The organism is Bradyrhizobium macuxiense (assembly GCF_007993935.1).
Lineage (GTDB): Bacteria > Pseudomonadota > Alphaproteobacteria > Rhizobiales > Xanthobacteraceae > Bradyrhizobium > Bradyrhizobium macuxiense_A.
Genome location: NZ_VITY01000011.1, coordinates 87189 through 111514, shown reverse-complemented (window position 1 = coordinate 111514; position 24326 = coordinate 87189). Strand labels below are relative to the sequence as shown.

19 protein-coding genes and 1 pseudogene are annotated in these 24326 nt (G+C 59.3%); 4 read left to right on the top strand and 16 right to left on the bottom strand.

Translation table 11 applies throughout. From position 1 onward, the window contains the following. Window positions 1–44: 44 nt before the first annotated feature. The 8 genes and pseudogenes from tssJ to FBZ93_RS27190 all read right to left on the bottom strand — a co-directional run bounded on the left by tssJ (window position 45) and on the right by FBZ93_RS27190 (window position 10286). Window positions 45–551, bottom strand: coding sequence for a type VI secretion system lipoprotein TssJ (gene tssJ / locus FBZ93_RS27220; RefSeq protein ID WP_167529233.1), 507 nt, complete (start codon window positions 549–551; stop codon window positions 45–47). Continuing rightward, a complete protein-coding gene (gene tagH, locus FBZ93_RS27215) occupies window positions 514–2262 on the bottom strand; it encodes a type VI secretion system-associated FHA domain protein TagH (protein ID WP_146990118.1) in 1749 nt (582 codons plus the stop codon). Before tagH ends, tssJ begins: the two co-directional genes overlap by 38 nt. A gap of 585 nt (window positions 2263–2847) precedes the next feature. After that, window positions 2848–3834: a pectinesterase family protein gene (locus FBZ93_RS27210; protein WP_167529232.1), complete on the bottom strand. Its 987-nt coding sequence runs from the start codon at window positions 3832–3834 to the stop codon at window positions 2848–2850. A 221-nt stretch (window positions 3835–4055) separates the two neighbouring features. Further along, window positions 4056–5345, bottom strand: a complete 1290-nt coding sequence (locus FBZ93_RS27205; RefSeq protein WP_146990116.1) for a glycoside hydrolase family 28 protein — start codon at window positions 5343–5345, stop codon at window positions 4056–4058. A 750-nt stretch (window positions 5346–6095) separates the two neighbouring features. Next, window positions 6096–7049: a class I SAM-dependent methyltransferase gene (locus FBZ93_RS27200; RefSeq protein WP_146990115.1), complete on the bottom strand. Its 954-nt coding sequence runs from the start codon at window positions 7047–7049 to the stop codon at window positions 6096–6098. 687 nt (window positions 7050–7736) lie between these two features. After that, window positions 7737–8450: an SGNH hydrolase domain-containing protein gene (locus FBZ93_RS41850; protein ID WP_349643272.1), complete on the bottom strand. Its 714-nt coding sequence runs from the start codon at window positions 8448–8450 to the stop codon at window positions 7737–7739. 222 nt (window positions 8451–8672) lie between these two features. After that, a pseudogene (locus tag FBZ93_RS41845) lies at window positions 8673–9758 on the bottom strand (acyltransferase family protein); the annotation flags it as partial. A gap of 306 nt (window positions 9759–10064) precedes the next feature. Beyond that, the gene (locus FBZ93_RS27190; RefSeq protein ID WP_146990113.1) at window positions 10065–10286 is read right to left on the bottom strand and encodes a hypothetical protein; all 222 of its coding nucleotides are present in this window, start codon (window positions 10284–10286) and stop codon (window positions 10065–10067) included. Between the two features lie 327 nt (window positions 10287–10613). Between FBZ93_RS27190 and FBZ93_RS27185 the strand changes: the two genes are divergently transcribed. Further along, entirely contained in the window at window positions 10614–10850 is a 237-nt protein-coding gene (locus FBZ93_RS27185) for a hypothetical protein (RefSeq protein WP_146990111.1), read from the top strand. 250 nt (window positions 10851–11100) lie between these two features. Here FBZ93_RS27185 and FBZ93_RS27180 read toward each other — a convergent pair whose 3' ends face one another. The 3 genes from FBZ93_RS27180 to FBZ93_RS40770 form a co-directional block, all read right to left on the bottom strand. Then, window positions 11101–11349, bottom strand: coding sequence for a HepT-like ribonuclease domain-containing protein (locus FBZ93_RS27180; RefSeq protein WP_146990109.1), 249 nt, complete (start codon window positions 11347–11349; stop codon window positions 11101–11103). A 109-nt stretch (window positions 11350–11458) separates the two neighbouring features. Beyond that, window positions 11459–11755 carry a nucleotidyltransferase family protein gene (locus tag FBZ93_RS27175; RefSeq protein ID WP_146990108.1) on the bottom strand — a complete coding sequence of 99 codons (297 nt, stop codon included), beginning with the start codon at window positions 11753–11755 and terminating at the stop codon, window positions 11459–11461. A gap of 388 nt (window positions 11756–12143) precedes the next feature. Further along, on the bottom strand, window positions 12144–12953 hold the full coding sequence (locus FBZ93_RS40770) for a Ulp1 family isopeptidase (protein WP_167529231.1): 810 nt from the start codon (window positions 12951–12953) through the stop codon (window positions 12144–12146). 1151 nt (window positions 12954–14104) lie between these two features. Between FBZ93_RS40770 and FBZ93_RS27165 the strand changes: the two genes are divergently transcribed. Beyond that, window positions 14105–14659: a DUF2478 domain-containing protein gene (locus tag FBZ93_RS27165; protein WP_146990104.1), complete on the top strand. Its 555-nt coding sequence runs from the start codon at window positions 14105–14107 to the stop codon at window positions 14657–14659. Window positions 14660–15229: 570 nt separating this feature from the next. Here FBZ93_RS27165 and FBZ93_RS27160 read toward each other — a convergent pair. Both FBZ93_RS27160 and FBZ93_RS27155 read right to left on the bottom strand, forming a co-directional pair. Beyond that, entirely contained in the window at window positions 15230–16603 is a 1374-nt protein-coding gene (locus FBZ93_RS27160) for a M16 family metallopeptidase (protein ID WP_167529230.1), read from the bottom strand. Continuing rightward, on the bottom strand, window positions 16600–17988 hold the full coding sequence (locus tag FBZ93_RS27155; RefSeq protein ID WP_146990403.1) for a M16 family metallopeptidase: 1389 nt from the start codon (window positions 17986–17988) through the stop codon (window positions 16600–16602). The genes FBZ93_RS27160 and FBZ93_RS27155 overlap by 4 nt, the downstream gene beginning before the upstream one ends. 354 nt (window positions 17989–18342) lie before the next feature. Here FBZ93_RS27155 and FBZ93_RS27150 point away from each other — a divergent pair, with 354 nt between their 5' ends. After that, window positions 18343–18615, top strand: a complete 273-nt coding sequence (locus FBZ93_RS27150) for a hypothetical protein (protein WP_146990101.1) — start codon at window positions 18343–18345, stop codon at window positions 18613–18615. A gap of 121 nt (window positions 18616–18736) precedes the next feature. Here the strand turns inward: FBZ93_RS27150 and FBZ93_RS27145 are convergent, their stop codons facing one another. The 3 genes from FBZ93_RS27145 to FBZ93_RS27135 form a co-directional block, all read right to left on the bottom strand. After that, window positions 18737–19819, bottom strand: a complete 1083-nt coding sequence (locus FBZ93_RS27145; protein ID WP_146990099.1) for an amino acid ABC transporter permease — start codon at window positions 19817–19819, stop codon at window positions 18737–18739. Continuing rightward, window positions 19816–20913: an amino acid ABC transporter permease gene (locus FBZ93_RS27140; protein WP_246667676.1), complete on the bottom strand. Its 1098-nt coding sequence runs from the start codon at window positions 20911–20913 to the stop codon at window positions 19816–19818. Before FBZ93_RS27140 ends, FBZ93_RS27145 begins: the two co-directional genes overlap by 4 nt. A 108-nt stretch (window positions 20914–21021) precedes the next feature. After that, complete coding sequence (locus FBZ93_RS27135) at window positions 21022–22014, bottom strand: amino acid ABC transporter substrate-binding protein (protein WP_246667675.1); 993 nt, start codon at window positions 22012–22014, stop codon at window positions 21022–21024. 787 nt (window positions 22015–22801) lie between these two features. Here FBZ93_RS27135 and FBZ93_RS27130 point away from each other — a divergent pair. Then, on the top strand, window positions 22802–24298 hold the full coding sequence (locus tag FBZ93_RS27130; RefSeq protein WP_146990097.1) for an esterase/lipase family protein: 1497 nt from the start codon (window positions 22802–22804) through the stop codon (window positions 24296–24298). Window positions 24299–24326 lie beyond the last annotated feature (28 nt).

Below are 24326 nucleotides of genomic sequence, written 5' to 3'. Positions count from 1 at the left end.
AGATGCTTCCGCCCGGCGGACTGCCGCCACCGCAACAGGCGGCGTCAGAAGATCCTCCACCAGTTGCGGCTGGCCTCCTCCTCAATGTTGATCGCCTGCGCCGTAAGGTTCACCAGAATCCTGTTGTCGCGGTCGGGCTTGATTTCGGCAATCGAGCGCCATTGCGCATCGTCGCCCATGCGAAAGCCGGCGATCACACCGATATTTCGAGTCTCGGCCGGCGTGTGGCGCTCGAAATCGACTGTGCCGCCGGGCGTCAGCTCGATCTCGCGCTTAGCCACCAGGTCGGGGCCGAGGCGTTTGGCGTCATTATCAAACAGTTCAAAGAACTGCGCCTGGGTGAAATTTGTCGCCGACTTCAGCTCATAGATGCGAACGACAATCGGCGACGGCTTGCCGCTCGCATTTGGATTGACCAGCTGATCGGCCTGGATCACGAACTTGATTGGCGTGGTCTTCAGGCTCTTGTCAGTCGAACAACTGACCGTGGCGACGACCACCAGAAGCGCACCGCTAACGGCGGACAAGGGATGACGTTTCTTTGCCGACATCAGTCGTCTTCCCTTCATCCTCGTCAATGGTCGAAACCTGCGAGTCGTAGCTTCGGGCGAACTCTTCCGCGATATAATTCCGCGCGGTCCGATCAATGTCGCTGACCATCGCTGCGTGCAGTTCGACAAATCGGTCCCATAGCTTGGCCTTATTGACGCCGGCGCCGAAACGCCCGCTATTTGCGCCGTCGCTCTCGATCCGCTGAGGACTCATATGGGTAAGCAGGTTGCTGACCGTCCCCCGCATCGCCGCTATGGCTGCAGCCTCATGCGCCTTGATGTCGTCAAAGCCTTCGCGCACCGACCGGGACAGCAGAAGGAACCCATGATCCTTCGCGAGCGTGTCGCGCAGCGCATCATGATCGCTCTTAGTGAATCTGAATGCATTGTCATTGTCGGCGCGTATCCGCGTCGACTTGATGCGGCACTCATTCTTGACCTTGGCCCATGCCGTCAGGATCGAATGCAGGCCATTTGCCATCTCGGCGAGCGCGCGACCAAGTTCGGCCAGGAACTCCCGGCGTTGCGCCGGCGGCACAAGGTCCGAGTTGAACCCGAGGGCATTCCAGAACCCCTGCAGTTCGTCCGCCGCGGGCAGAAGCCGAGCCGCAACGGCTGCTACGCAGCCCAGCTCCGAAGTGCCAACTGGTCGCCACACAGCAGGCTCGCTCTGGCCTGCCAAACGCTCAAGCTCGTCCTTTCCAGGTCGCGGCACCAATGGGTTCGGAGCTCGCAATGTCGCGAGATCATTGCCCAGACCGGCATCGAGCCGCTCATGGGCAAGCTTGAACGGCTCGTTCGTGGCCTTGAAGCAAAGATTCACTCGCTGGGGCGGTACAGACGGCACTCCGCGCGAGGCTTCTGCCGGCAGCAGATCCATAAGGTCGAGATCATCAGGAATGAGTGGCGCAGGCAGGCGAGCCGACGGAGCACCATGACCAGCTGAGACTGCCGACGGCAAACGATGCGATTGTCCGACAAGTGGGGGCTCTGGTTTGCCTAACGGCACATGCGAGGACGGCCTCTCCGTGATGCCACCGCCCGATCGTCGTGGAAGAAGATGCGTCGGCAGATTTGACTCGACGGCGCCTGCCTTGTTGATGAACGTCACATCTCCAAACAAGCACGATGGAGAGGCGCTCGCCTGTGGTGAAGTGGCGGCCTTGGGTGCCACTTGTGCTGCCGAAGAGGAGCATGGCTGGCTGCTACCGCTCGCCAGCAATGGATCGCGTGGAAGGTTCTTGTCAATCGTCAATTGTCCGGCATGCTGACGAGGTGCTTTGAGGCGCTCCTCGGCGAGCGACGGCGAGCGCAACGCCCGCGTTGCACCGCCGAGGCACACGGCATTCGATCCCGTCAACCCCAGCCGTTGACGTTCCTCGGCGGGATCGTTCTCGATCACGACCGAGATGATGTAGCACGCCATATAGAGCGTGTCGCCATCGGCCAACGGCGCTGCATTGGCGCGCCCCAGCGGCGCGGCCACGGTGTTGATATAGACGCCATTGGTGCTCGTATCGGTGATCGTGAAGCCGACCCCATTGAACGCGATCAATGCGTGGCTTGCTGACAGCGTGTTGGTTGGATCTGGAAGCTGCCACGTGCAGCCGAGCCCGCGTCCCAGGGAGCCGCCTTCCGGTCCAAACACCTGTCTTGCATTACGGCCCAAGGGTCCGGCGTTCTCTCCGACGACTCTGAGTATGAGATGCATCTCACACCTTCAGCCTTGCTCATCAGCATGGTCGTATCCGAGCGTCGCATGAACGTTACCTGCGGCGGGGCATCGTCCCCCGCTCCGCGCCATTGTTGAAGGTCGATCGACCGACTGGTGCGTCTGTTGCGAAGCGAACGGAGCTCTCTTCGTGCGCTCAAAGCCCATGCGAGGGCGCGCTGGCTTACTCTCTCCGGAACGAGGCGCAGGGGCCAAGGGAAGGAGAGCGTCGCTCGTCTTAGGCATCTACGTGCACCAGCCACTCACTCAGTGTTGCTGCATCTCAATAGCAACGCTTGTGCCAATGGCTTAAGCTACTGATTAGGTTTTGGAATATTGAGGTTCGACAAAAGACGGCAGGTGTTCTCAACCCAACAAAGGCAGCGTGGTTGTCAGGTGCCGGACAAGCATCGACGTGGTCGCCCTGACATTCGTCCTCATCCCGCCACCGTCGCCCAATCTTGCCCGATCGCGCTAACCGTCACCTCGGCTATGGCCCATTTCGGAGGTGGAGCGATGTCCGACTTGAGTCCGTTGTGCGCACCAAGCGGACTCTCCCGACTACTACAAGCTTTTGGGTTCACCCTAATTTGGTCGGTACGACAGCCAATCTGTGGCACCCGCGAAGAACGCCTTGAGCGACCATTGGGCGGCTTCGCCGTCAGTGAGCTGACGCGCGTATGGCTCGCGGCGTGTGGGATTGGCCCCGACGCCGGTCGACTTGTATTCGGCATAATAGGCCGTCGTCAGGGTCTTGGTCTTGCCAGGTGTCCATTCGCGCCACCCGTCGGGGATTACGGGCGCGTCTATCTCGGTTGACAAGAAAATCACCGCGGCATAGGGGCGCCAAGCGCGGCCGAGGGCAATATCGCGCGCGGCTGTATCGGCGGTCAACCTGCAATGATCGAAGATATAGGCGCTATCCTCGTCCGGCGATGCTCTGCTTTGGGCGGTATAGACGACCGCATGGTTGGCGATGCCGTGCAACTCACATCGCCGGAAATAGGCCTTGGCGTTGCCAAAGATGAAATCGACATGTCCCTCGATGTAGCAGCCCGAGAAGTACTGGCGCGACATTCGGCCGTTCGGCCCCTTATTGGCGAACAGGGTATCCTGTGCGCCAAGCAGGCGGACCCGAGTGACAACGTCCTTATCTCCGGTCAGGGACAGCGCCACCGCCTGCGAAGGGGGGTTAGCCGGATTGAGGGAGTAGTCGTTCTGAACTGTCAGATTGTCGAGCCGAAAATCGTCACCCGAGGCGTCCAGCGTCGCGGAATGGGAGGTTCCCCCCACATTGATCGCGCCATCGCCGTAGACAATAACCGTGTCGTGAGGCTGCTTGCCGGTACCCTTGATATGAACACCTGGTTTGGAGACTTTGACTTTTTCGCGATAGGTGCCCGGCGCGATCAGAATAGCGCCGCCTTGCGGAGGTAGTGCGTCTATGGCTGACTGCAGAGAGTGATAGGCCTTGTCGGCGGATTGCGAGACCAAAAGTGGCTGAGCAGATGCTTCCGAGAAGCGGAAAAAACATCCACCCAGCACGGCAGCGCAAAGCGCGAAAGCTCTCATCATGGTCTCACCTTCGTCGAGCCAACCGCAGGTTTGTATTTCGGGCACGCTCGGATGATTGCGCCCTGTGTCATCAAGGAACCCGCCACGAAAGCTAGGACTTCGTCAATGTGCATGGCACGGCAGCCTCACTTTGACGGTACCGGGTCAGCATTCGCGCTATGCTTCTGAAGACTTGCGATACGTGATAGCGTTCGGCGTCACGCCGTTCTGATTGCTACCTAACGATTGGGAAATGCTTTTGCACACTCCCATCCGCGAGATAGCAACCCCGCAGCTCGAGTTGGGAGCGGTGGCGATACGCCGGAACGCCCCACGGTCACATTGGTATTTTCCATCTGCCAGGTCGCGGAATCGGCAAATCGCACATCATCCAGCGTGATCTCGAGGGCATGCATCTTGTCAATTCCACGCATCACAAGCGCACCTCCATCGCCACGAACATGGCGCAGCACAATCTGGCGATAGTGAGGAATGCTGTCACCTTGGGCGCGAGGATCATATCTAGTATCGAACATGATCGGCCAACGGTTGCCGCGCAGGCACACATTCTCATAGGTTACCCGCTCCACCAGGCCGCCCCGGCTGACATCACTCTTGATGCGCAAGCCCGATGTCGTGCCGTCGAGGATCAGGCCGCGCACCAGGATGTCGCTCACACCGGAGCTCACCTCGCTGCCGATCGACATTCCGTGTCCCCAGCCGAAATAGTTATCGACGATGGAGACATAGCGGGTGGGACCATTATTGCCAGCCTTGATTGCCACATTGTCGTCTCCAGTGCGGATCACGCTATGGGTGATGGTCACATCCTGGCTGGCGCCAGGATCGATGCCGTCGGTGTTGCGGGCGTCTGCGGGTGCATCGATGGTGACGCCCCAAAAGGTAGCACCTTCGACGCGGTTCATCGCCACGTGAAAATTGGGTGCGTCGCGCAACGTGATGCCGTGGAAGGTAATGTCCTGCGCATGGTCGATCTGGATCAAGCGCGGGACGTTCTGATTGCCACGCTCGGTTTGCGCGCGACGCGCCAGCTGCCACCAAGTTTCGGCGCTGCCGGCCATGGGTGTGCCGCCCTGGCCATCGATAATGCCGTCGCCATAGATGCCGCCACCGTGGGTTTTGGAAAAGCTGATGAACGGGCGGCAGCCGTCGCCTTTACCTGCGATGCGACCACAATGTCCCAAGCCCCTGTCATAGGCGGTCGGGTCGGGGATGGCAAAAAGCGTGGCATCCCGCTCGATCCATAGCGTAACGTCCGATTTCATCTCAAGTGGACCTGACAGGAAGTCGCCACGCGCCAAATAGACCGCTGCACCGGCGGGGCAACGAGTAATGGCATCTTGCAACGCGGCCGTATCGTTCGTTCCAGAAGCCACCGGGCGGGCGCAAACATCACGCGGCGCAACTGGTTCGGCGACAATGCGGCGGTCTTTCCCCTGTGCAGCTGGGCAAAGCGCCATTGAGGTCGCCATGGACAGTAGAGCGCAGTAACGGAAAAGGTTTGTCATCTACATCCTCATGCGTTGCTGCGCGCACTTTGCCGCGTGATAGCTGTCCCCGAGCTCGAACGCGAGCAAGAGCCGCCCTTCTCAGTGGCGCGCGCAAGAAGACCTTAATAAGACAACACAGGATAGCGATGGCCCGCCTTCTCGCTCGTCTAGCTCGCCGGCCCCGGGCTCGACCGGGAAGCTCACGCGTCGCTTCCGCGTGCGCCTCTGAATGGTTCGGCTGCAACTGGAAGAGCCAAGCGGCAGCGCCTTGCCCGCATAGCGAGCCCGGATGAGCGGCTCGAACCATGTCGGCCTGTGCGGCGCCCGACGCTGAACGATTTGTCCGTCGCGAAGGGTCAACGGCATTGAAGCCATCAGACTGTCAATTCCTCATGTTTTTTGTCGTCCTCCCCCAGCTCAGCGACATTCTAGGGTCTCCGCGGGCTCGAATATCTGCGCACGGAAGCAAGCCACCCAGCTTGACTTCGTTTGGAGGTTTGACGTGCTGATTGAGCAATTCGCGAGGCGAAAAGCCGGGGCTACCACCTAGATACGCCGCCTTGGCAGTCCGAGGGGTTTCTACGCCAGCAAATCCATAACGTACGCGGTACAACTACGCCTCGAACGTTACCGAGCAAGTCAAAATCACGGATTGGGCTTGGCCAGAACTTGCTTCCTTCGCAAATTTGAGTGGTTGCGGGAGCGCGCAACCACCGATACCGACATTCCCTGGGCCACATCCACGGCTATCATCGGAAAACGAACCCGTCACGGCTCCAGCGCGACCTGCAAGCCCTCGCCCCTCTCAATATGAACGTAACGGGGCCCGATCGGCCGCCCCCGGCCGCTGGCGACGGTGACAATGTCTTCCAGAGGGGTGGCGCGCGCATCCGCCTCGGGGCGGGACAAGATCAGATCGGCGTGAAACAGCCCTTCCGATTCAAGACCGGCCGCATCGACGCCAAGCGTCGCCAAGGTAGCCAAACAACTTTCAAACTCTTCAGCATCGCGAAAGCGACGCTGAATAAATGTCGCGCCGGTAAGACGTTCCGTCACAAGGCCACGCTTCGCGAACGTCGCAGCCAAAGAATCAAATGGGAACATTCTTAGCACGAATGAGATGATCCAAGGACGCTTCTCTGTCGCATCAAGAATCTTGCCGAACGTCTTCTCGGTAACGTAGCCGATGCAGCCTGTTGACATGATAACGTCAGTGGAGTGGATAATACGCGCGCTCTCAGTCGATAGCGTCTCCGTTTCAAGATCAGCGACAATGCCCTGCTCAAGGAGACCAACACCCGTCGCATAGCTGATCGCCGGCGCCGATACATCCAGACCGATAAATCGCGCCAGACCGACATCCGGCCAAGCTGCATAAAAATTGCGATCGAGACGCACCAGTGTCTCTGAACTAATCGCCCTCATCTCGCGCCGGGCATAGCGATGGCGCAAGCCCCCGAAGGTGAGTGGAAATCGATGCACCGCAGCGTTGATGCCGTATGAACAGCCAACATCAAGCACGACCGGCTTAAGGCCGGTTGCCGACGTTTTCGCCGCCAGAATCTGGCGCACAACCGGCTCAGCCACGTCCGGGATCATATAATCCAAGCCTCCCAGGACGGAGAAATATGCTCTCGGATCATCCGAAGCATAAATATCATCGAAGATAGCTTTAGACTGATTGATACGCGAAAAATCTGGTCGCAACTCAACGTCCCCCATTTCATGTTGCAGTCCGCTTGACGGCTGCGGCCTTCAAGCACTCGCGCCTTATCGCAGAGATCGGCCGACGCATAAACCCCATCGCGCGCTTTTTTCAATCTCGCTTCGTGGAACAGAGGATCTCGTACAGCACGCATGAGAAGATGAATCGGCTCCAAAAGCGGTCACGAGATTCTTCGACATTTATGTTCTGACGTTGAGGCTTCCTGAGTGCCGAATGGCAGCGATTGCAATGACCACACGTTGATGGCACGATTATGAGTGCAGCAAGCATGGAGCCATGCGCTGCATCGCTCGATCCTGCCGATCGTCGTCGGCTCGATCGTTGGACGCGAGCGTAGCGAACACCATCTCGGCCAGCAGACTTTGTCCGCGTAAACGGATCGGACATCTGATAGCAAGTGATCAGGTCAAACGTCTGCGACCATCCCGACAAGTGGGGACGTCCACACCTGCTATCTCTGTAGCGTCACGACAAATCCAGCAGCGATCCTAGCCTTGTTTCGCGTAGTCGACCGCCATGCCAGCAACCTGCCCCGATGAACGGTGTATTCCCGGATTATCCAGCGACCGTCGTACACAACGCTTGTGGTGGTCATAAGATGGTTGGCCGAGAGCGCGAGCGGTGCGCTGCAAGTTCAAGGCGGAATCCGGTATCTTCCCTCCCCGCGGCATGCCGCGCAACGATCATTGACGAAGGGGGACGATTGTGTCGAGCAAATCGTCCATGGTCCGAGCCGCAAGGAAAGTTGCCCCAGGCACCGTCAGGTGCCCGGAATCGAACGCGGTCAATTCGGAATCATTGGGACCGGTCCGGCTCAGACAGCCGCTCTCGTTGCAAAAGACATCGCGGACCGAAATGTACCGGACGCCAAGCTTGCGCGACAGTTCGTGCAGCAGTGCATCGCGTTGCTGCGTCCACGCATCGGTCGATCCGTGGAACGTCCGCACCGGCAGCACCTGCTGAGTTTCCCGGTAATAGTAGAGGATGTTCTGCGACAGGCCGCCGCCTTGCCAACTCGGTGGTGGCCCTATGATGACGATATTGGTGATGTTCATCGCCTTGAGCAAGGCCACGGTCCGCCGCAGGCCCTCACGCAACACGGTTTCAGTCTGTCCCCAAGTGGCGTCGAGAATGACAACGTCGGGCCGCAGACGGTTTATCCGCAACAGAACATCGTCATCGATGCTCTTGCAGTACGGCCGCTCGGACGGGCTGTAACCGATCAGAGGCGGACAGGCCGACGCCGTATACTGCGCGACATCATACCCGCGCTCAGCCGAAAAATGGAGTAGCCCGGGATAAAGGGCGGCGCCGTAGGAGTCGCCCCAGATCAACAGCAGCGGTCGACCACCATGGCCCGCGCATTCGGGCGCGAACTCCGACGCGGGTTGACGCATCAAAAGGCACACGGCGCATCGCCAATGGCTCTCAGTTTCTGTGCCGGACAACATGAAGTTGCGGATCGGTTGCGGGAAGCGTGCCGGCAGACCCCGTGTATTGACCGCAGCAATGCCGATGAGCCCCGTTGCGGCCATCGCGGCAGCCAAAGGTGCAACCTTCCATCTGATCGCGGCTGCGCCAAACCTGATCGGCTGCTCGATGAACCGATAGGTCAACCACGCCAGCAGCGCGCTGAGCGCGAGAAGTTCGGACATCAGCAGCGCCGGTACGGCGCTGTTCATGTTCATCTCGGCAAAGGCGATAAGCGGGAAATGCCAAAGATACAGGGGATAGCTCATACGCCCGATGAAGACCAATGGGCGCGCCGACAGAATGCGGCGATGGACGGTTGTATTGGCCGTCGCGATCAGGGCGGTGGCTGCCGACACGGGAACAGCCGTCCGGAGGTCGGGCCAATGTGAGCCGGCATTGAATGCCCAAAATACGAACGCGATGCCAGCCAATCCTGCCAGAGCAAGCGCCGTGACGACTGAGCGAGCCGCCTCGACGGAGCGGTTGCACAGGCAGAGGCCAATGAGCGATCCGGCGAGAAGCTCCCATGCTCTGGTCGTCGGCGAGTAGAACGCCCAGGCGGAATCGATCGGCGGCGTCAGGAAGCAGATAAAAAGAGAGCCGAGCGCAAGTGCTCCCACGATTGCCGTGCGGCGCACTGGCCAATGCGAGATCAGCAACAGTGCCGCCGGTCACACGATGTAGTACTGCTCCTCGACCCCGAGCGACCAGAGATGGAGAAGCGGAAGGCGTTCTGCGCTAGGATCGAAGTATCCAACGATCTGCTCGTGCAGCGCAAAATTCTCTATGAAAGCGGCCGCGCCCCTGATGCTGGTTCCGAGCGCCTCCATCTCGGCGGCGGGGAATGTGAACCATGCGATGACGAAGGTGACCAAGATCACGACAACAAGGCAAGGAAATATCCTTAAGATTCGGCGAGCGTAGAAGTTCGCGAGGCTGAAGCGTTTCTCCAGCATCTGCCGAATAATGATTCCAGTTATCAGATAACCGGAGATGACGAAGAAAATGTCGACGCCGGCGAAGCCGCCGGGCACGGCTCGCGGAAACGCATGATATGCCAGCACGGCGAGCACCGCGATGGCGCGCAGGCCGTCAATATCTGGCCGATACTGGATGGAATCCGAGCGATCAGCACCGTCAAGAGGCGCATCGTCGTTGACGCGCAACCGCGTGCCCAAGGCAAACGCACCAGATTTCCACACCGCGCTGACGCATTCGCGCGTGATTTCCATGCCGCCCTTGCAATCGAGGTGCCGCCACTAACGCGGGTTCGCGCGTTCGATGATTTCGCCTGACCGTTGAACGCTCGGCTCACCGAACCCCAAGTCGTCGAAGCGCCACGGAGCTGACCTCGCGAAAAGATCAGATTTCGTGCGCAAGTCCTATTGATGTCAGGGGCTGGAGCAACTCATACCTTGGTTTAGATATGCTGGGCGCGTATCCGCCGTACCTCGATGATGATTTGATCACGCACCCCGGCCTCTATCTCCAAGAAACCAAGCTCTCACATGGCCGGACGGACAACGGACGGATTCGCTTTAGCGATCGATCAGGCCGCGCAGGATGGCCTCCGCCCGCATCGAAACGGCCGTGTAAAGCTGCGCGGCCTTGATGGACTTGCGCCTTCCCGGGTCATTCTGAGCGATGTTAGGATCAGATAGGAGGCGCTGGAACCGAGCCCTGCGCCACGCTTGCACGCGGCGAAGGCGCGGCAGAATCGCCGACTGCTCCTCAATGCTGATCCGCTTCTCACTCGTCACACCGGCCGCTCCTCTTGAGGTTGTGAGCGTAGCGCAACTCTCGGCGCGTGTGGAAGAGGTTCCCGGTATCCTACGGGTAGGCGAACTCCACGCCACTTGGCTAGTCTTGCTTGAAATTTCCGTGCTTTGAGCCCCCTGGAATTTTTCGCGTTCTAAAGGCTTGCTTACAACCACATAGTTTGTTAGCGCGCCGAACGAGGCAAAAAGTCTGATATCTGCGATTATTAACACGCCATACTCGGTGCTTTTGATTTGTAACCCGATCTCATGCAGCGCGTCCGAGGGGGTCTCTTCGACATCGAGCCCGCCGACCCGTGGCGATAATCATTGGGTAAGAAGCGAATAAAATCTCTCACCAGCGGATGGAATCCCTTCACACCGGCTGCTGACACAGCCAACTCCAAGCCCAATTTTCGCTACATCGCCGCCCAGCAGTTTCTGCAGTCGCTCAATTTCGATGTCGCGCCGATCGTGACCGTCGGCGCGCTCGGCGCAACCAAGAAGCAGATGGTGGAGATCGCTCGCGTGGTGCTGCACAAGGCCAAGGTGATCAAGCCGAGATAACCGGACGCTGCGAACACCTGAAAGAAGCCGCGGCAGATCGCGTGATGGAATTTCGCCAAATCTGCACAGGATGAATTTCTGTTAGTACGAAGATGGATCGCCGCCACGCTGCGTGGTAGGCCTATGGAACCGACGGTTTTTCCGACGATGAGCCCCTAAGACTGCACTCCGGACAGGATTCTCCCTTGTCGGAGGGGCGGCTCCAGCGTGGGGTGCACGCGCCGTGGGCCTCATCCGCCGGGGCCTCTGCCTAGCGCTTCTCGGCGTCTTCCAAAGAAGCCTTCATCTCCAACAAGGCTTCCTTGAGCGGCGGCAGTTCATCCTTGACCGCCTTCCAGACAATCTGGCCATCGACCCGCTGATATTCATGCCGCAGGATGTTGCCTATGCCAGCAATATCTTTCCAGCGAACGTCCTTATGTGGCGTTTTTAATTCACGGGTAAGGTGGCGGCTGGCTTCAGAAATAACCTCGATTCCACGCTCTACCGCCGAACGCAAAACCCACGAACGCTGGTAGTCCCGAAAGACTTCCCTTTGACTGCCTTCTCAATACCCTGAATGGCTTCCAGCATGTCGTGGATGCGGAGCAAAGGCGTACGCGTTGGCATCAGAAGACCCGTGTGGCCTCAGATTCGATCTTCTTTCGGATTAACGGGTGCAACCCGTTCCGGGTGGCCAAATCGACTTCAACGCCCATGCCTTGCTGGAGCAACCGCTTGACGGCTACCAAGTCAAAGGCATTGAACTTGCTACGAGGGTCGTAGTCGAGAAAGAGATCCAGATCACTTTTGCTCGTAGCCTGGTTACGAGCCGTCGAGCCGAACAGATACAGCGACGTCGCTCCCCGCTGCTTGAGAGGGGTGGCGAAAGTACGAAGTTTCTTAATGGCTTCAGTTCGGTTCATGCGGCGAATCCTATCATAAACACATGGGGATCGCCAAAAGCGAATTCTAGTGGATCGAGCTTCTTGGATGGCGCCGTTGACCGCCTTGCTATTGGGCTTGTGCGGGGGCGAGTTTGTTCTTTCTTGTGTCAACACCTCGCTCGACCTCGAAGCTCCGATCTGACGGATGGATGCCATATTGCGCGTCACAGCCCGGCTAACCGCGATAGGTAAGACGCGGGATCGTACGAGAGCCGATCAACGTGTCCTCATATCCCGCCAGTCGTCCGAACGGCGCGGATTGGTGAAGCTGCACGATCAGCGGGCGGCGAATATTCCGGCAGGCTTTGGTGCCGGCAAGAGCCGCTCCAGCCTGCTCCATCAGCCCGAGCTCTTATGGAGTTCGGCGTTACAAAGGCGCATGAGCGCTCAGTCGGTCCCGGAGGGCCTGCCGACCGGCGACGAGGTTGTCGAGGTCCAGCAGTTCGTCATCGATCCGCTGTGTTTGCGCCATTCGTACAACCAGCGTCCGCGTGGCGTCCAGCACAAAGACGCCGCAATCATGGCGGTTGCGCTGCTGGGCCATCTGGGCAGGCTGCAAGCTGGCGCCCAGCCTTGCTGCGAGTTGCTCGGCCTTGGCGCTGTTATATCCCCGCAAGGAGTCGAAGTGATAGGCAACCACCGCTTCCGGATCGCGACGATCGACGAGCAGCAGCGACCAATGCGTACCTTGTGCGCTGGCACCCCCATCGTTCACTGGCAGGAACAAGAAGTTGGCGGCATCATTCTCGTTTTCATCCTTGATGATCCCCCACAAGGCGTCCTGTCGGATGTGATCGTCCTCGGTCAAGCGCAACAGATGTGCTTGTGCGGGCCGCAAGAACCGAGTCCGGGCGGCCAGATCCGGATTGTCGCTCAGCAACTCCTGCTCCAGGAGTGTGTAATCCGCCGTAATATGCTCGTCGCCCAGCCACTCCGTGTCGCCGAGCAGCCGCGGAGGCTGCAGTGGGATGCCCGATCCAGAGGCCTGTCCAACCGGTTGATCCAGACGGCCGGACGAGTTTTCGCGACGACTCCTTCGTAGGGATTTGTCAAAAGCTGACTTAAAACACCACCACAATCCGCAGCCTTTGGCACTTTTCGGGATCGCGGACGTCGAAGCGCTGGTCGATGACGATGTCTCTCCCACATGTTTCGGCACGCCTTCGACGTCCGCCATCGCGGGCTCTAGAGATTGAAGTCCATGTCCCGGAACGAGCGTAGCGCTAAGTCCTCGCGGACTATCTAGGGTGGCCTCCTTTGTCCCTTGCCCGAGCTCAGCCGTATAAGGCCGACCATTGATGTAAAAATGTGGCCGCGGCTGGAGCGGTGTCGCCGGCAGGACACCTTTTTTGTCCATTGAACCGACCAGAGGACCGGGTGCCGATTGGCAACCATGGTCCCATCCCAAGCCGACGATATGTGTGAAGTCTTCTGCATGCCTGAAGTCTTCCGCCGGCACGGTGGCCTGTATCTCGACCGCAATGTATGGCAGCTGGGATGGCAGATCCGAGCGGCTCGAAGTGGGGCTTAACGGCGCAAGTCGCTCAAGATCACCGACGGCCGGGGATGGCTCAGCACGCGCAGACCGCGATGGCGACATTGGCAACGTCCTCCCAAAGAACCCGTCGCAGGATCGGTTGGAATTGAAAGTAGCGTAGTCTTCGCGGTCATCAACCTCGAATGATCCGGCGTTGGAGGACAGGACCCACGGCCGGACCATGACCTCAACTATAACGCGCACTTGCCTCACACGTGAAGGCGTATAGTAATGAGATAGTTCGAGATGTCAGACTGAAGAAGATATTCTCAAGTGGCATCCGCCCTGAGAACATGCTTGACGCAAGCTCATCATGGCTCACTGGTCCCTCGAATTTCATTTCGACAAGGATCCCGACTTGGGGGCCAGTCTCGCAACATGTCCCATGCTCATTATGAGCGAGCTGAATGGGTAGACACATCGCTGACACGATCACCAGAGAATTCTCCGACCACGCGACGAGCCCATTGGGACGCACGACCGGCTGCTGAATTGTCATCCAGCGGCGTCTCATGAGAGTGATGGTTCCACATACCCCGTGAAACAAGCGCAAACTCCCGGCCACGTCTGTTGACGCGCCCCACGCGCACCAACACAGTTTTCCCAAGAGGGGATGGCTCGATCCTGAGCACGCAGAAGCCATGGCAAATGCAGTTGGCAGCTCGCTTCGAATTCGTGATATATACCAAGATACAACGAACGAACCGAAGTGAACCACAATTTGACGTAGATATCATGAAATCGCGGCAGTACTGCCGTGGCTTTCTCTGCGCACAAGAATGAGGCAGGCCATGTTCGATGCCCAATGCGATCTCGCCGCCGTGGTCTATGAAGCAGATCAGAATCCTGACTGGGTTCTGCATGATTTCGCGACAGACCTGAGCGCGCAAGGCCGTCGAGTTGTCGGCATGGTGCAGGTTGGTCAATGCGCCGACTCGAGTCTGTCTGGTGTGCTGGTTCACAATGGTGAAAAGCTATCGCTTGCCAAAAATCCCGCCCCGGCTGAGCACGGCTGCCGTCTAGATCTCGAACGGCTCCAGAACGCAGCCGCGCGGATTGCGGGCGCCCTTGAGGCCGGAGCCGACCTCATGATCATCAATCGCTTCGGCAAGCGAGAGCGGGCCGGCAAGGGCCTGGTCTACTTGATCGAGCGTGCACTCGATGCCGACATTCCGGTGGTGGTCGCAGTCGCCGACCATCGCTTCACTGATTGGATCGAATTTGCAAATGGCATGAGTGTAAGACTTGCGTGCGATCGTGAGACTCTGGGCGGCTGGTGGCGGGGACTCTCAAACGGGAATTCAACCCCGCACGAACGCCCGACGATCTGCGAAATACTAAAATAATTGAGCCGTGCGGCACGATCTTTCGCTGAAGTATGATCTCCACTCACATCCATTCACCAGATGTCCGATGTCTTGAAGACGATGACACAGCGCTTATAGGGGATCGCCTGCCCTACCACGGCAACCGCTATGAGATCTCGAAGACAATAAGACGCTGCTAGAGTCTTCGAAGGCAGCACGTATCCAGACATGTCCTGGGAGCCGATCGGGCATTCACGTGATCTTGACGTCCTTGCCGAACTGCAGCATGAGGCGGGCCGTGCAACACGGTGGAGAATATCCACGCTGTCCATGCCTGGCCGCGCTCGCCATGGGCGCCGGGGGACAGTTTCGCTTGTTCGGTGAGGTCGCACCTCGGCAACCGGAAACGGCCGTCATATCGCGGATCGTCGACCCATGTCGTTACTTTGACATTGTCTCATGAAGCTCCTCCGATCAGGCGCGGGCCTCGTCCCGCTGCATGACGACCAGCACCATTCGCAATTGCGCTCAGCTAGCGATCGTGCGGTGCAGCATCACGAAAGACATCATGGCCGCGACAAGGTCGGCCATGATGAAGAGTGCGCCAAATCAGTTGGAGCTCGGCGCGGGAACGCCAGCCGGTTGCGCGACCGCTTGCGGGGCGCGTCCAACGACCACGGTCAGAAGTCCCCGGCCCCATAACCGCCTCGCAGCGTGTCTGGCGTCGTCCAGCGTCACCGCATCGACGATAGCGTTCTGCTTCTCGATATAGTCAATCGGCAATTTATCGATCTGATACTGCAGCAACGCGTGAGCCAGTTTGGTGGATGTATCGAGCTCGAGCATCTGCGAGCCTTTGAGATAGGACTTGGCTTCGTCGAGTTCCTTCTGGGTCGGCCCCTCCTCGGCAATGCGGCGCGTCTCCCTCTCGATCGCGCTGATGGTCTCGCCGGCGCGATCTGCGCGCGTGCCGGTACGGCCGATGACCACGGCCGAATGGTCCATCCACAAGAGCGACTCGGACACCGAATAGGCCAGCCCCCGCTTCTCCCGCACTTCGTGATAGAGCCGCGAGGACAATCCGGCGCCACCCAGGATGTGGTTGACAACATAGGCCGCCATGAAGTCCGGATCGCCGCGTCTCACACCAGGCCCCCCGAAGGCGATCACGCTCTGCGGTACGTCGAGGGGAATAAAGACGAGCTGCGGCGGCGCCGCCGCTTCGATATCGGCAACCGGCTTGAGCTTCGCTTTGGCTGGGAGGGTACCAAAAGTTTGGTCGAGCAGTTTGCCAAGCGTTACCTGATCGACGTCACCAACCACCGCGATTTTCAGCGCGTCCTTGGCAATCACACGGCTGGTGTAATCCTTTAGGTCTGCCACCGTGATGGTGGGGACACTCTCAAGGGTGCCGTTGGCCTGACGCCGATACGGATGATCGCGAAAAGCGATTTCCAGGAATTTTCGGCTCGCTAGCGCGGTGGGATCCGTAGTGTCACGGCGTAGGCTCGAGATAACCTGCGAACGGACGCGTTCGACATCGGCCGTTTCGAAATGCGGCGAGGTCAATGCCATCCGCAACAGATCGAAGGCTTCATCCTTGTTGTCGCGAAGCATCCGAAGACTGCCGCGGAACACGTCGGAGGTCGCGCGGAACGAGAGCCCGATAGCGCGCCGCTCGAGCCGCTCGTGGAAGGTCCTGGAGTCGAGATCGCCGGAGCCTTCGTCGAGCAGACCGCCCACGAGCGTTGAGACCCCCGATTTGTCAGAAGGGTCTTGCGCCGCGCCGCCGGCAAACGCAAATTCCATCGCGATCAGCGGCACGGCCACATCCTGCACGAACCAGGCCTCGATGCCGCCGGGCGAGATCAAATGCTGGACCTTTACCGCAGCCTGCGACGGAGACACCGCAGATACAGTGAGTGCGACGCCAGTCGCAAGGGTCAGCGCGAGGCGCCTCGCGTGAAGGAAAGAATAGGTCACGAACGCTTCTCCTCGCGCTTGGCGGTAGTCGTTTCCTTGATCAGATAGCCGGTGACCGAGCGCTTCTTGTCGAGCCATTTTTGCGCAACAGTGCGGAGTTGTTCCGCGGTGACGGCGCGTATGCGGTCCGGCCGGCTTCGGATGTCCTCGATGGAGAGGCCCGCGCTCAGCGCGCCGCCATACTGGTACGCCAGCAGAGCCTGATTGTCCTGGGCATAGATCGCTGCCGCAACCAGCTGCGTCTTCGCCCGCTCCAGATCTTCGGCCCGGATCGGGTTCTGCAAGATGGTAGCGATCACGCCGTCGATCACCTGCTCGACCTCCGCGAAGCTGACGCCCGGCTTGGGCCAGGCCGCAATCGCGAATTGCGTCGGATCAAGCGAGATGCTCGAATAGTAGGCGCTCGCCGAGACCGCAAGCGGCTGGTCCACGACAAGAGCGCGATAGAGATAGGAATTGTGGCCGCCGCCCATCAGTTGTGCGAGCACCTCGAGCGCCGCGCTTTCGCCGGGAGCGCCAGTCGGGGCTGAGGGCACCAGATAAAACCGCCCCACGCTTGGCTGCTCGACGCGGGGGTCCGACAGCGTGACGGTGCGGGGCGCGGCCGTTTCCGGCTCCTGCGGGCGAATGCGCCGCGCCGGGATCGCGGGCTGCGCCGGGATCGGCCCGAAACTGCGCTCGACCAGCGGACGCACATCGGCGGCCTCGACGTCTCCGGCGATCACCAGGATCGCATTGTTGGGGGCATAGAAGCGGCGGTAGAAGGCCAGCACATCATCGCGATCGAGCTTCTCGATCTCCTGGAGCCAGCCGATCACCGGCCGGCCATAGGGGTGATTGAGGTAGAGCGCGGCCATGATCTGCTGGTTCAGGCCTGCGCTGGGATTGTTGGCCACCCGCATATTGTATTCCTCGAGCACGACGTCGCGCTCAGGCAGCACGTTCTCGTCCTTAAGAACCAAGCCGGTCATACGATCGGCCTCGAACTCCAACATGGTCGGCAGATGTTCGCGCCGGACATGCTGGAAGTATGCGGTGTAATCATCGGAGGTGAAGGCGTTTTGGTTGCCGCCGATACGAAACACGGTTTGGGTGAATTCGCCGAGTGGATGCTTGTCGGTACCCTTGAACATGAGATGCTCAAGAAAATGAGCGAGCCCGGACTTTCCCGGTATCTCGTCGGAAGCGCCGACTTTGTACCAGATCATATCCGTCACGACGGGCGTGCGATGGTCGGGGATCACGACAACCTGAAGCCCGTTGCTGAGCGTGAAGCTGGCAGGTGGATCCGATGTGACCGCCTGGGCGAACGCGGCGCCGGCGGACAGAGTGCAAGTCGTGAGCTGTGCGGCAAGAAGGCATCTCGCCGATCGGCATGAGAACATCGGGATCTTTGTCGACAGCCGCCCCCAAATGTCGGAGAGGAAAGCACGCCCCGGTATTGTCATCGTAGAGCTACCGGATCGGGATGGCCCTTTAGGAGCGCAATTGCGGTGTTTGGGGTCAAGGAAAGAGATCATGATCGGATCCGTCTGGTTGTGCTAAGCCCTTGCGATCGATCCAATCGAGAGCTTGTGCTTTTTCCGCGGGACCATCGTCGGTCCAACGCGTATGCGCACATCCCAAAGCATTGCCCGTGCCAAAGCAGAAACTCTCCCAAATACAATGGGGCACCCGAATGAGCCCTGTCGCATATCCAACACCGTCCGACATCGGACAATGTCGATCTTATTGACCTGGTGCGCGCCGCCTCTAAACGACGGTTAAGCAACACCCGCGCGCCGCACAAGATAAAATGGTCGGCCGACGACGGCTCAATCGTCACGGCCAATCGTATCTTTGAGATCGCTGCCGCCCTGAACCGCGAGCCGCGCTTCACGGCAGCGGAGAACGACATGGCCGACGCCATCGTAAAGACCTTCAACCGCGACTATGTGTCCGGCTCAATCTGCTTCCCAACATGTGAACCGTCTTTCAATTCTGTGGCCGGCTCAACGCAAGAAAATTTATGAAAACCGCTGCCCGGCAGCCGTCGCTGGTTCCGAAGGGTTTCTAAAGCGTCTCAGGCGATTGCCACAGTTCGTCTGAACAACGACGAGGCCTGCGCTTTGTGACGGTGGAGACGCATAACCGTCAATGCGGACCGCAGCGACCAAGGCGCCGCTCGAGCCAGAGACTGTAGCGCGAGCCGCCATAGCCGATCGCGAAATAGATCGCCGCCACGACCAGAAATGCCTCCTTATAAAACCCGAGCCAGTTAGGATCGGTCGCCGCCGCCTTGGCGGCGTTGAGAATGTCGACGATACCGATCACGGCAAGCAGCGATGTCGCGAGCAGGAAGCCGATGGCCTGGTTGACCAGACCCGGGATCACCATGCGCAGCGCTTGTGGCAGGATGATCAGGCGCATCGACCGCCAATAGCCCAATCCAAGCGAGGCTGCGGCCTCCTCCTGGCCAATCGGTACGGCTTGCAGACCGCCACGCATGATCTCGGCGATATAGGCGGTCCAGAACAGGGAAATCATGATCATCGCGCGGGGCATCTTGTCGGTCGAGAGACCAGCCGGCAGCGCCATGGGCAACATTAGGGTCGCAAAATAGAGGATCGCGACCATCGGTATCGCCCGCATGAACTCGATGTAGCCGATCGCGAGCAGCCGCAGCGCCTGCATTCTTGATCGCCGTGCCAGCGACAGCAGGATTGCGAGCGGCACCGACACGGCAAAGCAGACCGCCCAAACCAGCAGGGTCACAGGCAGCCCACCCCATTGATTCGGCGAGACTCGCGACGGCCCCGGATAGCCGGCCATCAACAGGCAGCACAAGAAAATAACAACTGGCCCGCCGACAATGAGCTCACGCCGCCAGAAGCGCGGCATGGCCGCAACAGCCAACAAGATGGCGAGCAAGAGACACACAAGCTCCGGGCGCCATTGGAGTTGGATCGGATAAAGCGCCAAGACGATGAAGCGCAGCTTGGCTGCGACGAATGCCCAGCACGCGCCGTCCTGCGCCAGGCAATCCGCTGACGTTCCCTGCCAGGTCGCGTCAAGCACCAGCCAACGGAGCAGCGGCGGCAGAAGCCACAAGACGAGCAGACCAATGATGATTGTGATGGCTGAATTCAACCAAGTTCCGAACAAGCCGGTCCGCCATCTCGTCCAGAGCCGTCCAAGACGTCTCGAAGGCATCCTTGCGGCCTCGATTGCCGTCATGCCGGCCGCTCCCCGCGCAACGCGACCGTTCTGTTGCAGGCGTTCATCACAGCTGAAACGGCAAGATTTAAGCTGAGATAGAGCAGCACGACGATCAGCAGCGCTTCGAATGCCTGCCCGGTCGTATTGGCTGTGGTGTTGACGACATTCATGAGATCCGGATAGCCGATCGCGACAGCGAGGCTGGAGTCCTTGACGAGGTCGAGATAGTTCGAGGTCGTCAAGGGCGTAATGACGCGCAAGGCCTGTGGCAGGACGACCAGCCGAATGATCTTGCCGCGACGAAGCCCCAGCGCACGTGCGGCATCCCATTGTTCCCGGCGCACCGACAATATGCCGGCGCGGACGATCTCCGCGATGACCGCAGAAAACTTCACGGTCAATCCGACCAGGAGCGCCGCAAATTCGGGCGTCAGGCTGAGGCCGCCTCGAATGTTGAAACCGCTGATCGCGGACACTTCGACGCCAATTTTTGCGCCGCTCGCTGCGAGCACCGCGCTGACCACAAGCACACTCAAGAGAGAGGCAGGCAACGGAGCCGATAGCCCTGCCCGCTTCTGGCGCCAACCGCGCCGCACCAGCCAGATCCAGCCCCCGAACACAGCGACCACAACCAGCGCCGCTCCGAGCGAGAGATCGCTTATCACGATCGCCGGCACATAGACACCGCGGTTGCTCAGAAAGACGGCATCGAGCAAGGTGATGGCGCGACGCGGCGGAGGCAGGGCGTGAGCGAGAGCAATCCAGAAGAACAACTGCAACAACAGCGGGGTGTTGCGAACGATCTCGACATACCAGCGCACCAGACCAGACAGCATCACGTTACCCGAAAGCCGCATCATGCCAAGCGCCACACCAAGGATTGTCGCCAGACAACATCCCAGCAACGAGATTCTCGCCGTGTTCAGGAGACCGACGGTGATTGCCCGGGCATAGCTATCGCCGGCCCTGAAGGCAATCATGCCTTCACCGATCTCGAAATTGGCCGCGCGTTCCAGGAAACCGAAGCCCGGTGTCAGTCCGATCCGCGCCATGGTGGTCGCGATGTTCGATCCGAGTACGACGACGATAGAGAGGACGCCGGCCACGATCACCAGCTGCAATACCGGCCTCGGACCCAAGCAACCCAAGAGCCGGCGCCGCATGGCTCGTGTCTTCGACGCGCGCGATGTGTCGGGCGCGGTTGTCATAAACAGCACATGTCAGCGGAACGGTGGCGAATACAACAGGCCACCGCTGGTCCACAGCCGGTTATAGCCGCGTTCCCAGCCGAGCGGCTTGAGATGGCGATCGAAGATCTCGCCATGATTGCCGATCGTCTTAATGATGTTGTAGGCCCATTTCGGATCCAGCCCGATCGCTTCGGCAAGTGAGGGATCGACACCGAGGAAACGCTTGATGGCTGGATCGTCGGACTTCAGAAAGCCATCGATATTCTCCGAAGTGATGCCCCATTCCTCCGCCTGGAGGGTCGCATTCACGGTCCAATTGACGATCTCGAGCGAGCGGTCGTCGCCACCGGCCACCGCGGGTGCCAGCGGCTCCTTCGACAGCCGCTCCGGTAGCAAGACGTAGTCGTTCGGATTCTTCAGCTGAGCGAGCTTTCCGACCAGATCCGACGAGTCCTGCGTGATCGCATCCACGCGGCCGGACTGAAGGGCAGCGACGAATTCGCTGGTATCTTCGATCGTGACCGGCGTGAATTGATGCCGGCTTTTGCGAAAGAAGTCCGCGATGTTCAACTCGCCGGTCGTGCCACTCTGAATGCCGATCGTGGCGCCATCGAGCTGGGATGCCGATGTCACGCCGATGTCTTTGCGAACGAGAAGCCCCTGCCCGTCATAGAAGATGGTCGGACCGAAATGGAACCCGAGCTTGAACGCCCGCGTAATCGTGATGGTCACGCCGGACAACAGGACATCGAATTCGCCGGACTGCAGCGCCGGCAGACGTTGCTGCGGCGACGAGCTTGTGAACTCGATCTTTTCTGCGTCACCGAAGACGGCAATCGCCAAGGCGCGTCCGTAATCAATGAAGAAGCCCCTCCACCGCCCATTGTTGTCCGGCTCGAAAAAGCCGGGCGTGGTGCCGACACCGGCCCTGATGAGGCCGCGCGATTTGATCCTATCGAGCGTCGGACCGGCATAGGCGGCCGTCGACATGAGTCCGATCGCGCCGACTAACGAGGCGACCATCCATCTCAACCAGCGACTACGTACAGTCATTTCAAATCTCCGGTTGGGTCGCAAATCGACACTTTTGAGGTTTTCAGCCATTCGGCTCTCCGCGTGCGACGGCGGACCAGCAACGATTGCACGGGTGATGCCATGCGAGTGATCGGACGGCAGCTTGCAAGCAGGCTGATCAATTCCAGCGTCCGGCATGATCGAGCCATCGCTGAGCGCACGGTGCATAACGGTCGCGCGGCGGTGTGGGCGCAGCGGCGCTATAAGCACCGGCTCTTCCGCTCTCATAAAGCAGCCCCGGCAGCACCTGTTGCAATTGACTATCTGACGAGCCCTCCCGACGGTCAATAAAATAACTATCTGTTCTCGTGCTGCCCGCGGATGGCGCATTCTCTTGGCCGCGGCTCATTGCGAGGAGAATATCTTCTGCAACTGGATTGGCTGTTTTAATCAGCTGCTTTCCAAGAAGAGACCTCTGTCCCTCAATCTCCAGCCGACCTGTGGTCACCGAACAATGGGGGGCCGCCTCGCGTCGCGAGCGTCTCTGGTGCGACGGGCCTACTGTTCACGGCAAATGAGCGTGGCACACATCATTGTCGGATTGTTGGTACGATTCGTACGAAGATGTCGGACCGCAGACACAATAGATTATTGAAAGCCGTTCGATGTGCGATGGGGAAAACCAGTTTCAGCGGGCTATCTGATACGACCTGGCTTCTCAGGACGCATCTTCTGTACTATGCTGGAGGTAGTATAAGGTATTACATTGCACCCAAAGATTTAATCGGATTGATCGATGTTTGTGCTTCGATTGTATCGGCTGGCATTCATTAGCCTATTCGCATTCGGAATTGCCTCGACCTCGAAGGCCGACGGGCCGCAGCGACCACTGGTCTTCATTCCCGGAATTTTGGGCTCCGAACTCAGCGACGGTTCAGGAAACGTGGTTTGGGGAAACCGGAATTCGCTATCGAATTATGCCGGGCTTGATCTCGCTCCCAACAGCAATGGCAAGGGCCTGAAAGCATCGGGCCTCGTCTCCAGCATCAACGTACTCGGTCCCTTCTGGACGATTCACCAGTACGACGATCTGTTGGGTCTGCTGAAGGATCTGGGTTTTGAAGACGGCAAGACGCTCTTTCGTTTTCCGTACGATTGGCGTCTAAGCAACTTCGAGACAGCGAAACGGCTTGATGCATTCGTGAGCGGTACCCCGGCCTTGCGGGACGGAAATTTCGACATCGTTGCCCACAGCATGGGAGGACTGGTCACAAGGATCTGGATGGCCGAGCATGGCGGCGCCGGAAAGGTGCACAAGGCGATCTATCTGGGTACGCCGTTTCTGGGAAGCATGAATTCTCTCGACACGATCTCAAACGGATGGGGTGCTTTCGCCAATCTGGTGGCTGGTGGATTGCCGACGATCCGACGCGTAACCCTTTCCTTCCCGTCCATCTATGAATTGTTCCCCGCCTATCCCAACTGCTGCAGAGAAGGAACGAAGGCGAAGTTCTCTGCGTTCGATATTCTCGACGCGAACAACTGGAAGGGCGGGTGGCTTCCTGATGAATATCGCCCGGGCGGATCGCGGCGACAGGTACTGGCCGACGGGCTTGCGAGCGCTCGTAGACTGAGCTCCATTGTATCGAAGCCGCCGGCAGTGCAGGAAATCAAGGTTACGGGCGACATCCTTGACACCAAGTTGTGGCTGTACACGGCCGACCGGACGTCGAGTCCCGACAATTGGACTTTCACCAGCAGCCGAGGCGACGGAACGGTCCCTATCTGGAGCGCAGCCGCCACCTTCAAGAATCTGGAAGGCACGGATCCTTCCTTTGTGGAGCACTCGACCATCTTTGCCGACAAGTACGTGAGAAGCAGGATAGCACGCGAGCTCGTACCGGGGATCGCTCCGCCGGTCGCGGCGGCCACATTGGGCGAAGTAATGACTTCGGACGGGGTCCGTCATCTCTCGAAAGTCCGCGCAAGAATCGAACCACCGATCGTTGCGCCGGGCAAAGACACCGAAGTTCTGGTTGAGCTGACTTTCGAAGAGAGCACGGCTATAGGTGCCGTCAGCCCGGTCGTGGAAATCGTCCGCGATGCGGCCGTCGAGAAGATTGCGATTTCGGACGCCACTTCGGCAGAAGATCTCAAGAACCATCGTTTGAGCTACCGTGGCGTGCTGACCGCCCCCGCGAAAGAGGACACGTTCGAAGTAAGATTGACCATCGCCGACCAGGGCACGACGTCGCTCTATCTCATGGTGGCAGAAGGAACGTCCAAAAAGTGAGATGAAAGCAGCGGGGGCTGCGGGGGAC

Excerpts from the sequence above, each read along its gene's own strand:
- FBZ93_RS41850 (WP_349643272.1), bottom strand. The coding sequence starts at position 8,450 with ATGCGTCAACCCGCGTCGGAGTTCGCGCCCGAATGCGCGGGCCATGGT.
- FBZ93_RS40770 (WP_167529231.1), bottom strand. The coding sequence starts at position 12,953 with ATGGCGGACGTCGAAGGCGTGCCGAAACATGTGGGAGAGACATCGTCA.
- FBZ93_RS27155 (WP_146990403.1), bottom strand. The coding sequence starts at position 17,988 with ATGTTCTCATGCCGATCGGCGAGATGCCTTCTTGCCGCACAGCTCACG.
- FBZ93_RS27130 (WP_146990097.1), top strand. The coding sequence starts at position 22,802 with ATGTTTGTGCTTCGATTGTATCGGCTGGCATTCATTAGCCTATTCGCA.
- FBZ93_RS27175 (WP_146990108.1), bottom strand. The coding sequence starts at position 11,755 with ATGAACCGAACTGAAGCCATTAAGAAACTTCGTACTTTCGCCACCCCT.
- tagH (WP_146990118.1), bottom strand. The coding sequence starts at position 2,262 with ATGCATCTCATACTCAGAGTCGTCGGAGAGAACGCCGGACCCTTGGGC.
- tssJ (WP_167529233.1), bottom strand. The coding sequence starts at position 551 with ATGTCGGCAAAGAAACGTCATCCCTTGTCCGCCGTTAGCGGTGCGCTT.
- FBZ93_RS27165 (WP_146990104.1), top strand. The coding sequence starts at position 14,105 with ATGTTCGATGCCCAATGCGATCTCGCCGCCGTGGTCTATGAAGCAGAT.
- FBZ93_RS27145 (WP_146990099.1), bottom strand. The coding sequence starts at position 19,819 with ATGACGGCAATCGAGGCCGCAAGGATGCCTTCGAGACGTCTTGGACGG.
- FBZ93_RS27135 (WP_246667675.1), bottom strand. The coding sequence starts at position 22,014 with ATGGTCGCCTCGTTAGTCGGCGCGATCGGACTCATGTCGACGGCCGCC.
- FBZ93_RS27200 (WP_146990115.1), bottom strand. The coding sequence starts at position 7,049 with ATGGGGGACGTTGAGTTGCGACCAGATTTTTCGCGTATCAATCAGTCT.
- FBZ93_RS27205 (WP_146990116.1), bottom strand. The coding sequence starts at position 5,345 with ATGACAAACCTTTTCCGTTACTGCGCTCTACTGTCCATGGCGACCTCA.
- FBZ93_RS27210 (WP_167529232.1), bottom strand. The coding sequence starts at position 3,834 with ATGAGAGCTTTCGCGCTTTGCGCTGCCGTGCTGGGTGGATGTTTTTTC.